Origin of the sequence: Subsaxibacter sp. CAU 1640, assembly GCF_023156585.1 — a bacterium.
Classification (GTDB): Bacteria; Bacteroidota; Bacteroidia; order Flavobacteriales; family Flavobacteriaceae; genus JBPOFM01.
The window spans coordinates 600,378-613,833 of the sequence record NZ_JALNMI010000002.1; the positions used below are offsets into that span (position 1 = coordinate 600,378).

The following is a 13,456-nucleotide window of genomic DNA, read 5'->3' on the forward strand; positions in this document are numbered from 1 at the left end:
TAAAGTATAAGGGTTTTTTTAATTCTTACAGATTTTACTACTTTTGCCAGCAATCAACAAATCAAATTAATATGGAACAAAATATGATTTATGTGCCAATCGCATTGGCAATTTTAGGGCTCCTCTTTATGTTCGTCAAGATGGCTTGGGTTAAAAAGCAAGCTGCTGGTGACGCTAAAATGCAAGGAATTTCAAAAAGCATCAAAGAAGGTGCATTGGCATTTTTAAATGCTGAATATAAGTTGTTAGCGATTTTTGTAGTGATAGCATCTGCCGCTTTGTTCGGCATTTCTCAAATAGTAGACACTACAAGCTGGATGATTGTTCCAGCATTTATTTTTGGTGCATTTTTCTCTGCATTGGCAGGAAATATCGGTATGCGTATCGCTACTGAAGCGAATGCTCGTACTACCGAAGCTGCCAAAACAAGTTTACCACAAGCCTTGAAAGTGTCTTTCGGTGGTGGTACTGTAATGGGTCTTGGTGTGGCTGGTTTAGCTGTATTGGGATTGAGCTTATTTTTTATGTTCTTCTTGGGACAATTTATGGGAGCTGAAGGCTCTTTCTACGATAATATGACGGTTGTTTTAGAAACTCTTGCTGGTTTCTCGTTGGGTGCTGAATCTATTGCATTATTTGCACGTGTAGGTGGTGGTATCTATACCAAAGCTGCTGACGTTGGAGCTGATCTTGTGGGTAAAGTTGAAGCTGGTATTCCAGAAGATGACCCTCGCAACCCTGCCACCATTGCGGATAACGTAGGTGACAACGTAGGTGACGTGGCTGGTATGGGTGCTGACTTGTTCGGTTCTTATGTAGCGACGGTATTGGCATCCATGGTGTTGGGTAACTACATCATTAAGGATATGGCCGACAATGGTATGGTGAATGAAACGTTTAATGGAATGGGAGCTATTCTATTGCCATTGGTCATTGCTGGTGTTGGTGTTTTAGCGTCCATTTTAGGAACGTTCTTGGTTCGCATCAAAGATAATTCTGCTAAAGAAGCACAAGTACAAAGAGCCTTGGATACAGGAAACTGGGTATCCATTATCTTGACATTAGTGGCGAGCTACTTCCTAATTGATTGGATGTTGCCTGAAATAATGACGATGAAATTTTTCGGCGAAGGTTACAAAGAAATCCCTTCTATGAATGTATTCTGGTCTGCGTGTATCGGTTTGGCGGTTGGCGCATTGATTTCGACAGTAACAGCTTATTATACAAGTCTTGGTAAAAAACCAGTGTTGGATATTGTTAGAAATAGTTCAACAGGAGCGGCAACCAATATCATTGCTGGTTTGGCAGTTGGTATGAAATCGACCTTACTTTCAGTTATCTTGTTTGCAGCTGCTATTTACGGCTCTTATGAGTTGGCTGGCTTCTATGGTGTGGCTTTGGCTGCATCTGCAATGATGGCAACCACTGCGATGCAGTTGGCTATCGATGCATTCGGACCTATCGCTGATAATGCTGGTGGAGTGGCCGAGATGAGCGAATTGCCTAAAGAAGTACGTGAGCGTACCGATATTTTGGATTCTGTGGGAAATACGACTGCTGCTGTTGGTAAAGGTTTTGCAATTGCTTCTGCTGCGTTGACAGCATTGGCACTATTCGCTGCATATGTAACCTTTACAGGAATTGACGGTATCAACATCTTTAAGGCTGATGTATTGGCTGCACTTTTCGTAGGTGGAATGATTCCTGTGGTATTCTCTGCTTTAGCAATGCAATCTGTCGGAAAAGCAGCAATGCAAATGGTACAGGAAGTGCGTCGTCAGTTTAGAGAAATCCCTGGTATTATGGAAGGAACTGGCAAACCGGAATACGGTAAATGTGTTGAAATTTCTACACAAGCCGCTCTAAAGGAAATGATTGTTCCTGGTTTGATTACCATTATTACTCCTATCGTCATCGGATTGATTTTTGGTGCTGAACCTCTTGGTGGTTATATGGCTGGTGTTTGTGTGAGTGGTGTAATGTGGGCTATTTTCCAAAACAACGCTGGTGGTGCTTGGGATAATGCTAAAAAATCGTTCGAAGCTGGTGTTGAAATCAATGGAAAAGTAGAATACAAAGGAAGTGATGCTCACAAAGCTGCCGTTACTGGTGATACTGTGGGTGATCCTTTCAAAGATACTTCTGGTCCTTCAATGAACATCTTGATTAAATTGACGTGCTTGGTAGGTCTAGTGATTGCTCCTATTTTAGGTGGCCATTCTTCTGATATTATGGAAGTTGAAAATGATATCGAGGTCATTGAAGAACGTATTATTGAAGGTGGTGAAGATATGGCCAACAAAACAGAAACATTTGTGGAAATGCTGAAGAATGATAGTAATGACCAAGTAACAGCAAATGTTGAAATCAGAAAAACGGTTAATGGCGAAACGATGACTGAAACAAAAACCTTCACAGGAACTGAAGAAGAAGTTCGTGAACAATTGAAAGACGTTGAAGGTGTGAAAATCAAAATCAAAGATAAAGAGTAAGCCACGCTTATTCAGTAAAATGAACCCTATCTTATCGATAGGGTTTTTTTATGCGAAATTTCGTAATTTGGTAAGATGGATTATAATGATTTGACAACCCTCGGTATTGCTTTTGGTTTGGGTCTCTTGGTTGGACTTCAGCGACAACGTACCGATAATGAAATGGCAGGCGTACGAACGTTCACGCTGATTGCTGTTTTGGGTGTCATCGCTGGATTTTTGACACGGGATTATAACAATCCATACATATTGCCCATTCTTGGCCTTTGCATTGCTGCGATGCTCATTATGGCAAATTATATCAAAATCAAAAAACTCGATGAGGCTGATGTCGGGCAAACTACAGAAGTTGCTGCCTTGCTGATGTTTGCAATAGGCGCTTATCTGGTGGTCGGAAGTCAGTTGATAGGTGTTCTTGTTGGTGCTTCGATGGCGATTCTGCTTTACGTCAAAGAGCATCTGCACGATTTCATTGAAAAGATGAGTAACAAAGACCTTTCTGCTATTATGACCTTGGCAGGAATTAGTTTGATTGTGCTCCCTATTCTTCCCGATAGAACCATTGGACCTCTCGATGTTATCAATCCAAAGAACATTTGGTTGATGGTAACCTTGATTGTGGGAATCAGTGTTTTTGGCTACTTCATCTACAAATTGGTTGGCAAAAAAGTTGGCATCATTTCCAATGGAATTTTGGGAGGCCTCATCAGCAGCACTGCAACTACTGTGAGCTACGCTCGAAAAACAAAAGACCAAAAGAATCTGGCCAAGATAGCAGTTTTTGTCATTACTGCAGCATCTGCAGTATCAATGGTACGGGTTTTAGTGGAAGTCGCAGTGGTGGTTCCGGAGAAATTACCGCAGCTAATGTTACCACTTATTGCAGAAATTGTAGTCTTGGCAATTATGTCTGTGACGCTATTCTATTTTATCAATAAAGATGCAAAAGGCGATGAAATGCCAGAACCTGAAAATCCTGCACAACTGAAAAGCGCCATTATATTCGGACTTTTGTATGGTTTCATTTTGCTATTGGTAGCTTTCACTAAAAGACAATTTGGTGAGGAAGCATTATACATTGTTTCCATCATCAGTGGGCTCACCGACGTCGATGCTATTACGCTGTCGCTATCACAAATGGTTAAAGCCGAGCGCCTTCAAACCGATTTAGGCTGGAAACTGATACTTTTGGCAGCCATTTCAAATTTGGTATTCAAAGGTGTGATGGCAATAGTCATTGGTGCAAAAGATATTGCCAAATGGGTTGCTCTTTCTTTTGGAATTTCAGTAATCACTGGTCTTCTCATCATTTGGCTCTGGCCACAATCTTGGCATTTTTAATATGGGCTGGTTCAAAAAAGACCCTTTGCAAATCATCGTGTTCCAAAGTTATGGAACCGATTCGCACTTGTACATTCGTGGACGAGCTTTGGAAGACGAATCCATCGACCTAGAAGGAAAGCATCCTATAAAATTGTTGATTAATGCGTATAAACGTTTTGAAACGGATGAAATCAGAAATACGACGCTGCTTCTAAAATTACCCAATAATCATATTATTGAAACTCAAACGGACGACAAAGGCTTTTTCTTGGTTGATGATTCAGTAGAAAATTTAAAAGAGATGACCAACGACGAAGGCTGGATGAATGTTGAGCTTTCTTATAAAGATTTTACACAAACTCGCGTCATTCAGCTTAAAAATAGATTCCCTGGGGAAATGCTCATTCCTGACAATTATTCTTTTGGTGTGGCAAGTGATATTGATGATACCATTCTGCACACGGGATTGGTATCTATTTTTAAGTGGCGCGTAATTTACAATACCTTTTTGAAGACGGCCAAAAATAGAATTCCGTTGGAAGGTGCCGCAGAATTCTATCATCTATTGCATCGAGGAGCTTCTGGAAAAGAAACCAACCCAATTTTTTACGTAAGCCACAGTCCTTGGAATATGTATCGGTATTTGGAATTCTTTCTGAAGAAAAATAATTTCCCAAAAGGTCCAATATTGTTGCGCAGTTTTGCAAATTTCCGAATTCGTAGAAATTCTGGCGAAAAACCGCAAAAGCAAAAAGAAATCATCAACATACTTAAAACTTATCCAGAGTTAAAGTTGATTTTGATTGGCGACAGTGGTGAACACGATGCCGACATCTACCTCGAAATTGCAGAATCATTTCCTGAACGAATTTTGGCGATTTATCTCCGAAGTGTAAAGCACAAAAAGAAAATGCTTCGCGTCACAGGTTTATATGAAGGTTACAAAACCGTTCCTGCGCTTTTGGTCGAAAGTAGCGAACAAGCTATTGAGCACGCTCGCCAAAACGGTTTTATTGTTTGATGTTTTTAAAGTAATCGTAAGTGGCGTACTGTGACCGAATTTCAGGTTCATCATTTTTCACATAGGCATTCGTCTGTTCTGCATCAATGATTCGTGCTTTCACATTGTCTTTTAATTGAATATCAATCACATCTCGAATGGTCTTGAAATGGTCAGGGTCAAGGATTGGTGTAACCACCTCAATACGATGGCTCAAATTGCGCGTCATCCAATCGGCAGAACCAATGTACATTTTTTCCTCACCACCATTCCCAAAAATATAAATACGACCGTGTTCCAAAAATCGGTCGAGAATACTTGTGATGTAAATATTTTCGCTTTGCCCTTTGATACCTGGCACCAAGCTGCAAATACCTCTCACTAAAAGTCGAATCTGAACGCCTTTTTGACTCGCTTCATACAGAAGTTTAATCATATTTTTATCCTGAAGGCTATTCATTTTCATAATGATATATGCCTCCTTTCCAGCTTGTGCCGCCAGAATTTCATTTTCGACAAGGCTGACAAACTTATAACGCATTGTAAATGGAGATACCAATAGTTTTTTGGCCTTTGGAACTATAAAAATTCCCTCGAGCACCAAGAATATTTTATTGATTTCCTGCGTGATTTTCTTGTGTGCGGTCATCAAACCAAAATCTGTGTAGAGTTCGGCAGTTTTCTCATTGAAATTTCCTGTTCCTATATAGCAGTAGGTTTTTGTTTTACCTTCAATTTCCCTTTCGATATAGAACACCTTTGAATGCACTTTGATGCCTGGATAACTGTAAAGGACTTCAGCACCATTCTCCTTAAAAATTTCACCCCATTTCAGGTTGTTGTGCTCATCAAAACGAGCTTTCACTTCAATAAAAACCACAACTTTTTTACCTTTTTTTGCAGCCCTTGCGACGGCGGAATTCAATCTCGATTCATCCGCAAGACGATACATTGTCATTTTAATGACTTTCACGGAAGGGTCATCGGCAGCTTCTTCAATAAGCTTGATGACTGGATCAAACGACTGATACGGAAAGTGCATCAATTGGTCTTTTTCATCAATCGCTTCAAACATTGAGTCATAATTTGAAGTCACTGGATGCGATAAAGGTGGAAGCTCTTCAAAATACAAATTCTTTTTTGTTGGATTTGGAAATTTGAAGAAATCGCGGAAATTATGATACGTTCCACCCAAAACAATGTCTGCGTGCGATACATCCAACGCTTTCTTCAATACATTTTGAAACGCTTGCGGCATCCGTTTGTCTATAAGGATACGCGTGGCTTGACCTGTTTCTCTCTTCGGAAGCGATTCCTTGATTTTTTCCATCAAATTACCCGAAAATTCATCTTCAATATAAAGTTCGGCATCCCTTGAAATTTTGATGGCATAATAGGACAAATCCAAATCGGATTGAATGCGATATAAATTGTACTTGATAATGTCATCAATAAAAGTGATGGCATACGTATTATCATCCGAAGGAAAAACGAAAAACCGCGGTTCATCTTTAGGAATCTGAACGACTTGAAATTTGGTTTTGGAAATGGACGCTGTGATGTAAGAACTTTCATTTTCAACAAAAACCGCATCTTTCGACGTGAAATAGGAGTTCTTTAAATCGATTTTATGCTTCAATTCCTTGTCAAAATGAGCTTCGGCAACTTTCTTTTGTTTTTTGGTGAAGTCCTTATATTTTATGAGTGAAATTCCTTCTTGCTTCAAATCTGGAATGATTTGGTTTTCAAAAATATCGCCAAATTCTTCCTGAAGTTTATCTACTTGAACTTTGAGTTCTTTGAGTACCGCGTTCGGCTTTGTAATCAACTTTTTTCTCAAAGGCTTATCGAGAACTTTAATTTGTCTGATATCTGAAACCCGAACCCGAAAAAATTCATCGAGATTAGAAGAAAAAATCGCCATAAACTTAATCCGTTCATAAAGCGGATTGCGCTTATCTACCATTTCCTGAAGAACGCGATGGTTGAATCGTAACCACGATAAATCGCGATGGTAATATTTATTATTATAGAGTGAGGCCATATCCTAATTTATGGCAAAATACAGTTTATTTTTTGAAAAAATGTGAAGGAATTGATAAGGATATTAGCGCATTTGATATTCTTTGAAAACCCAAATGAATTAACAGAATCAAAACAATCCGTTGATTTCGGCATCAATTTTATTGATGACATAACCCAAATCTTCAGGTTTCGTGACAAAATCGATGTCATCGACATCAATAATCAACAAATTGCCTTTGTCATAACCGTGAATCCAAGCTTCATAACGTTCATTCAAACGGCTCAAATAATCAATGCTAATGGAGTTCTCATAGTCGCGACCACGTTTGTGGATTTGCTTTACCAAATTCGGGATGGAACTTCTCAAATAAATCAATAAATCTGGCCCTTTAACCAATGACTCCATCAAATCAAACAGCGAACGATAATTCTCATAATCACGATTGGTCATCAAACCCATAGCGTGAAGGTTTGGCGCAAAAATATGTGCATCTTCGTAGATGGTTCTATCTTGAATGATTTCCTTTCCACTTTGACGAATTTGAAGGACCTGACGGAATCTACTATTCAAAAAGTAAACCTGAAGGTTGAAACTCCATCGCTCCATTTGGTTATAAAAATCATCGAGATATGGATTGTCCACAACGTCTTCTAATTGAGGTTCCCATTTGTAGTGCTTTGCCAATAATTTGGTTAAAGTCGTCTTTCCTGCCCCAATGTTTCCCGCTATTGCAACGTGCATATTTACTTGATTTTTAGTTGGTATTGATGTAGTTTTTTGGAATCGTAAATATACAAGGTTTCATTGGTTACCAAAAACTGTTTTATTAACAATTCGTTGAGTGGAATAGGCAAGAGTTTCTCGGAATTTTTTGGCAAAAACAAAAGATGTTCTTTCTGTTTGAAAATGAGGTTTCCGTTATCTTCTGACAGCTTTGTGAAACCTTTATTTTCGAGTTTCTCAACCAAACTTCCGAAGTAATTATATTTATACAAATGCTTTTCGGTCAAAAGCCAGCAGAAATTGTAATTACTGACTATATCCAAAACGTTGGATTCAACCGGAATCGCTGTTGCCTTAATCTTATTTGTTTTATAATCATATAGTTCCAGTTGCTGTAAATCCATATTAAAAATCCAAAGATTTGTATCGTAACCAGTTGAAATATGAGACACATTTTTATAAGGTTGAAGTGTGTTGAAATCAATTTTATAAATTTCGGCCAAACGGTTATCGAGAATTATTGCTGTATTAAAGTTTTTGTAGAACAGATTAATCTTCAATGGGTTGAAAGCATTGGCCGTTGTTATATTGCCAAGTTGAATATTGCTATAGGTCAAATCCTTATTCTTGTCAATCTTATGGAAGACGTTATCGTTTACCATATAAATGACGCCGAAATTGTCAATACCAATGATGGATTGTAGTTCAATTGTTTCAGATTTAAACAATTTAGCTTCAATCGATTCTTGTGAAACCGCAGAAAAACAAGCACCTAAAAAGAATAACAAAATTGCTTTCATTGTGGATGAAAAGTACAAAAATTGAGCCATTTTACATAAATAAAAAAATCGCCTTTGCAGATGCAAAAGCGATTCAATCAAAACTACTATTAATATTAAGGTTACTTTTTCACCACCTTGAAGTTCGTTGATTCATTACCAGATTTAACCGTCACAATATATAAGCCGGCATCAAGATTTTGAGTACTTACAGAAACCAATTGACTATCTGTTTCCTCTTGTATGATTGCTTTACCCATCATATCATAAACTACCACACCAGTAATGTTCATGTTGTATTTTATATTCAACTGGTCGTTAATAGGATTTGGATAAAATTTAAAACTATTCAAATCGAATTCATTTATACTTAATGTTGAATCGTAAGCGCCAATTCTAAATTTTCCGAATTGTTGTGACCATCCCCAAACTCTTACATAAACCAATTCACCAGGAGTTTTATCAGTAAAATAAATGCCCGCAAATTGGTTACCACCGATTACGAATTGACCATTGCAATAAGCGGTTCCTTGATTTGGCGGTGGTAAATTGTAATAAAATGGTATCAACGTACTTGTACCACAAGAACCCGTATAGGTTTCCATTCCAGTGTCTGAAATATTGTCTTCTGTTGGTTCACCTCGAGTTTCAATTGTGAAACTACCCGATGCCGGAACTACTACCGTAAACCATACATCTCTTCCTCTGGTTGAAAAATCCAATGTTTCGCAATCTGGGAAATTGGAATTGGATGCATTTACAGTTGCTGACGTATTGGTTGCAACTATGTAGCTCTCTTCAAAGGTTTGCCCAACTGTTAATGCCAATGGATTGGTACAGTCATCGTTACTTGGTGGTTCGGGAGATTTGTAAGCACATAACTCAAAATATACCGCTTGTGAAGACATTGATGAAGTAACACCAATGTAATAAGTTTCTCCACCGGTTAAGTCGGCCAATACAATATTTTGACACTGCTCAGTTGGAGAAGGATATGTTTCAGATAACGCATTTAAAAAACCCGGTGTACCACTATAGACACCAATATAAAGAGGAGCGGAACCGTTAAGATGAGTCGCCTTAAAAGTGTATTCTGCAGTAGCCGCTGGAGTAAATGTATACCAAACATCAGGATTTGAAGGACTGCAAGTCGATTCGTTAGTATGAGTAGCACTTGATGTATAACCGACAGATACGTTTTCGCATACATCAAAAGTTGATATCACCAAAGTATCTGCATTGGCAGGTTCATCATTGCTAGGCTGTTCTGGAAATGCATATACACACATACGATATTGTGTATTTACCGAAGCACCGCGAGTATTAATATAATAAGTTTGTCCAGTATTTAAGGTAGCACTATAGTATCTTGTAGCACAACCTGTTTGACTGTTCAGACTCCCGGGTGTTCCTGTAAAAATTCCAATTCTTACGTCTTGAACACTCCCGGTCAAGGCTTCAATCTCTATTGAATAAACTCTCGTTTCTGTAGGAGTAAAAGTGTACCAAGAATCTATCCAATTGTCATAATCCGAACCAGGACAATTAAATTCAGAAGATTTGGTAAAACCTTGAAAATCGTCTATTTCAGCATTCTCACAATCATAAGTTGCCGATAATTGTGTAGGCGTTGCATCGATAGCTTCATCAGATTGCGCAATTAAAAATTGAGTCAATAAGAGCGCAACAAGCGTTAGTAATTTTCTAGACATGATGTATATTTTTATGTGAGTTACAAAAGTCAAAAATAATATGAAAAATCAGAGTCGTTTCAGAACCGTTAACTTATCGTTAACCTAGTGTTGCTTTTTTAAGTTTAACATAGTCAATACATTTACACCAGATTATTATGCTAAACAACTCTATAAGTTACGAATAACACAACAATTAATATTAACTAATCATGAAAAAAATTTACTTATTTCTTATCACGCTGGTTTGTCTGCAACTTAATGCACAAACTATTGTAATTGATGATGTAACGTTAGGTGGATTGTCAACAAGCACGTTTCAAGAAACACCCATCGATGCCGATGACAATTATTCCTATTCACAATCCATTTATCTTCAATCTGAAATCAATCAAGCGGGAACTATTTCAAAAATTACATTTTATACAAATGGCCCACTTGAAAACTCCAATGACATTGTTGTTTATATGGCTGAAATGACTGATGATGTATTTCCTTCAACGTCAGGATGGGTGGCTTTAGGAAATTTGACCGAGGTTTTTTCAGGAACTTATGAAACTTATGGTAATCAAGCAGTGATCATTTTGGATACACCTTTTGCCTATTCTAATAGCGCTAATTTGGTCATTGCAGTTGATGAAAACCAAGATGGAAGCGACACTAATGATTTCATCACACACAATCTTGGTTTTTCTACAGGAAATGGCAGAGTGATACATTACGGTGATAATACTACCAATCCTGACCCAGCCACACCACCAACTGGAATTTTAGATTATTACAGACCAAATATTGAAATTGATTTCAGTGTAATTACCTGTTATCCTCCAAGTGGCATTACGTTGACAAGTATTAACGAAAACTCGATTGATGTTCAATGGACTTCTACAGCAGCTGATTGGGATTACGTAGTTCAACCTGAAGGTACAGGAAATCCGGATGCTGGTACTATTGTACCTGCTACAAATCCTGTTAACATTCCAGGTCTCACAAGCAACACTGCATATGAATTATATCTGCGTTCCGATTGTGATACTGATGGCACAAGTGATTGGGTTGGGCCTATAAGTTTCAGGACAGGTTGTGGAATCATAGATGATTTTTCTGAAAATTTTGAAACTTTGCCAGACGAATTGATGACACCTTATTGCTGGAATACCATAGCTTCCTCAACAGGAACAGCGCCAACTTTTAAGGTGAATACATCAGCGTCACAGGCTTATTCTCCTGACAATTACTATGAAATATCAATGAATGATGATGACAACCTATTATTGGTGTCGCCCGAAAGCTATATTATTGCTGATGGTAATCACAGAGTTGAATTTGCAGCCAAAGTGAATTCATTAACAGCTGGTGTAACGTATATGAAGGTAGGTTTAATGTCTGACCCGAATGACTCTTCAACCTTTGTTGAATTATCCAATTTTGAATTGACAACCTCTTCGAGCTATACAAATAATTACAGCCTGTATTATGTAAATATTCCATTATCTACAAATGCCTACCTAGCGTTTAAACCCGAAACCACAGCAACTTCAAATAGAATTATTTATTTGGATGAAATTGTTGTAACTACCCAACCTGCTTGCTTTGAAGTATTGGATGTCACAGCTGATAATATTACAGATATATCTTTTGACCTAAATCTTACTCCTGATACGCAGGTTCAGACAGAGTGGGAATTAGTGGTTGTTCAAACATCATTAAATTTCAATCCTGCTCTTGAAACACCAATCATTACCTCATCACTTTCTACCAACATCACCACAGATTCTGACGGTGCAGCAATTATACCTAATAGTCCATACAGGATTTTTGTCAGAGCCAATTGTGATGCAGCAGGAAGTGAGGGTTCAGGATTTAGTACATGGTATGGACCCTATGATATTAGAACAGCTTGTGCTCCTTTAAACACTGGTTTTATTGAAAATTTTGATACCTATTCAAATGGTGATTTCCCTTTTTGCTGGAATAAAATCACAAATTCAGTCGGTTCACCATTATTACAGGTAAGCAGTTTTGCAGGCTATGCCAATTCAGGTTCTAATACCATAATTATGAATACAGGCAATGATGCAAATGCAAACGTTCTTTTAATATTGCCACAGAGTACAGTAGCAAACGATGGTGCCCATAGATTGGAATTTTATGCAAAATCCTCTAGTGCTACTACGCTACCAGCCGTTATCGTTGGAACTATGAGTGACCCAATGGATGCAAATACATTTGAAGAAGTTACATCCATCCAAATAACAACGGGTACTACTTCTGGAGCAAATGTTCAATATTATGTCAATTTACCAGCAAATATCAATGAATATGTTGTGTTAAAACATGGTGCCGGTTCTGCTTCGAGCGCTGCCATCTATTTTGACGACATTGCAATTGTGGACCAGCCAGCATGTCCAGAAGTTCTTAATATTATTGCAGAAAACGTTACAGCCTCTTCCGTTGAAGTTAGTTGGGATTTTGTAGGAAGTCAAACAGATTGGGAATATGTGGTTCAAGAAGCTAGCACTGGCGAGCCAACATCAGGCACCGTAACAAGCACAAATAGTTCCAATGCTGATTTCAATAGCTTAATGGACAATACTACTTACGAAATATATGTAAGAGCAAATTGTGATACTGATGGCTTCAGCGCTTGGGCTGGCCCAATAAACTTCACTACTGTATGCGTCCCTGCGAGTGATACATTCTCTGAAAGCTTTGAAGGCTTCGATAACAATGCCGAGATTGAACCTTGTTGGTCTAGTTTGATAGACCCAGCATCAACAAGTCCGTATGTGAGATACAGCACGGTACAAGCCCAAGATGGAACATCAAGTGTTCGATTTTATAGTGGAAATGATGTTACGGCAGGCATATTTTTAGTTTCTCCATTGCTATCTGATTTTGACTTTACCAAACAAATTAGTTTTTACGTGTATGATAATGATAATGGAGGTCTGGAAGTAGGAACAATGTCTGACCCTACGGATGCATCGACATTTACTTCCTATCAAACATTTCTTGATGCTGACATGACCGATGACACCTGGGAAGAAAAGATAGTTACTTTTGAAAATTATGCTGGCTCTGATACCTATATCGCTTTCAAATATAATCCTGCAACCACTTTCGATTATTTCTACATAGATAATGTCACTTATGAAGATAATGAAACCTTAAGTATAGGTTCCGTTGATATTGAAAATTCAGTGTCAATTTACCCAAATCCTGTCAAAGATATCTTGCATATCAATGCAAGGAATGTTGATAGTATAGAAGTATTCGGCATCAATGGACAACGTATCTTGAGTCAATCAAACAACGTTGATTTTGTTGATGTGTCAAATCTTGAAACCGGAATGTATTTCATCAATATTCGAACTACAAATGGTGCGACATCAGTCAAGAAATTTATCAAACAATAATTA

At 38.0% G+C, this 13,456-nt stretch carries 8 protein-coding genes; 4 read left to right on the forward strand and 4 right to left on the reverse strand.

Annotated features, from left to right (window positions below; all coding sequences use genetic code 11):
• Nucleotides 1–71 precede the first annotated feature (71 nt).
• The 3 genes from M0G43_RS07250 to M0G43_RS07260 all read left to right on the forward strand — a co-directional run bounded on the left by M0G43_RS07250 (nucleotide 72) and on the right by M0G43_RS07260 (nucleotide 4,836).
• Nucleotides 72–2,492, forward strand: a complete 2,421-nt coding sequence (locus M0G43_RS07250; protein WP_248024720.1) for a sodium-translocating pyrophosphatase — start codon at nucleotides 72–74, stop codon at nucleotides 2,490–2,492.
• 75 nt (nucleotides 2,493–2,567) lie between these two features.
• Nucleotides 2,568–3,833, forward strand: coding sequence for an MgtC/SapB family protein (locus tag M0G43_RS07255; RefSeq protein WP_248024721.1), 1,266 nt, complete (start codon nucleotides 2,568–2,570; stop codon nucleotides 3,831–3,833).
• 1 nt (nucleotide 3,834) lies between these two features.
• Nucleotides 3,835–4,836, forward strand: a complete 1,002-nt coding sequence (locus M0G43_RS07260) for an App1 family protein (RefSeq protein WP_248024722.1) — start codon at nucleotides 3,835–3,837, stop codon at nucleotides 4,834–4,836.
• Here the strand turns inward: M0G43_RS07260 and ppk1 are convergent.
• From ppk1 to M0G43_RS07280, 4 genes are all read right to left on the reverse strand, one after another.
• Nucleotides 4,826–6,859 carry a polyphosphate kinase 1 gene (ppk1, locus tag M0G43_RS07265; RefSeq protein WP_248024723.1) on the reverse strand — a complete coding sequence of 678 codons (2,034 nt, stop codon included), beginning with the start codon at nucleotides 6,857–6,859 and terminating at the stop codon, nucleotides 4,826–4,828. The genes M0G43_RS07260 and ppk1 overlap by 11 nt on opposite strands.
• 108 nt (nucleotides 6,860–6,967) lie before the next feature.
• The gene (locus tag M0G43_RS07270; RefSeq protein ID WP_248024724.1) at nucleotides 6,968–7,582 is read right to left on the reverse strand and encodes a deoxynucleoside kinase; all 615 of its coding nucleotides are present in this window, start codon (nucleotides 7,580–7,582) and stop codon (nucleotides 6,968–6,970) included.
• Nucleotides 7,583–7,584: 2 nt separating this feature from the next.
• Complete coding sequence (locus tag M0G43_RS07275) at nucleotides 7,585–8,364, reverse strand: hypothetical protein (protein WP_248024725.1); 780 nt, start codon at nucleotides 8,362–8,364, stop codon at nucleotides 7,585–7,587.
• 101 nt (nucleotides 8,365–8,465) lie between these two features.
• Nucleotides 8,466–10,055, reverse strand: coding sequence for a T9SS type A sorting domain-containing protein (locus M0G43_RS07280; RefSeq protein ID WP_248024726.1), 1,590 nt, complete (start codon nucleotides 10,053–10,055; stop codon nucleotides 8,466–8,468).
• Nucleotides 10,056–10,246: 191 nt separating this feature from the next.
• Here M0G43_RS07280 and M0G43_RS07285 point away from each other — a divergent pair, with 191 nt between their 5' ends.
• Complete coding sequence (locus M0G43_RS07285) at nucleotides 10,247–13,453, forward strand: T9SS-dependent choice-of-anchor J family protein (protein ID WP_248024728.1); 3,207 nt, start codon at nucleotides 10,247–10,249, stop codon at nucleotides 13,451–13,453.
• Nucleotides 13,454–13,456 lie beyond the last annotated feature (3 nt).

Bases quoted from the DNA above. Each gene is read 5' to 3' on its own strand.
- M0G43_RS07255 (WP_248024721.1), top strand. From the start codon at position 2,568: ATGGATTATAATGATTTGACAACCCTCGGTATTGCTTTTGGTTTGGGT.
- M0G43_RS07260 (WP_248024722.1), top strand. From the start codon at position 3,835: ATGGGCTGGTTCAAAAAAGACCCTTTGCAAATCATCGTGTTCCAAAGT.
- M0G43_RS07285 (WP_248024728.1), top strand. From the start codon at position 10,247: ATGAAAAAAATTTACTTATTTCTTATCACGCTGGTTTGTCTGCAACTT.
- M0G43_RS07270 (WP_248024724.1), bottom strand. From the start codon at position 7,582: ATGCACGTTGCAATAGCGGGAAACATTGGGGCAGGAAAGACGACTTTA.
- M0G43_RS07280 (WP_248024726.1), bottom strand. From the start codon at position 10,055: ATGTCTAGAAAATTACTAACGCTTGTTGCGCTCTTATTGACTCAATTT.
- M0G43_RS07275 (WP_248024725.1), bottom strand. From the start codon at position 8,364: ATGAAAGCAATTTTGTTATTCTTTTTAGGTGCTTGTTTTTCTGCGGTT.
- M0G43_RS07250 (WP_248024720.1), top strand. From the start codon at position 72: ATGGAACAAAATATGATTTATGTGCCAATCGCATTGGCAATTTTAGGG.
- ppk1 (WP_248024723.1), bottom strand. From the start codon at position 6,859: ATGGCCTCACTCTATAATAATAAATATTACCATCGCGATTTATCGTGG.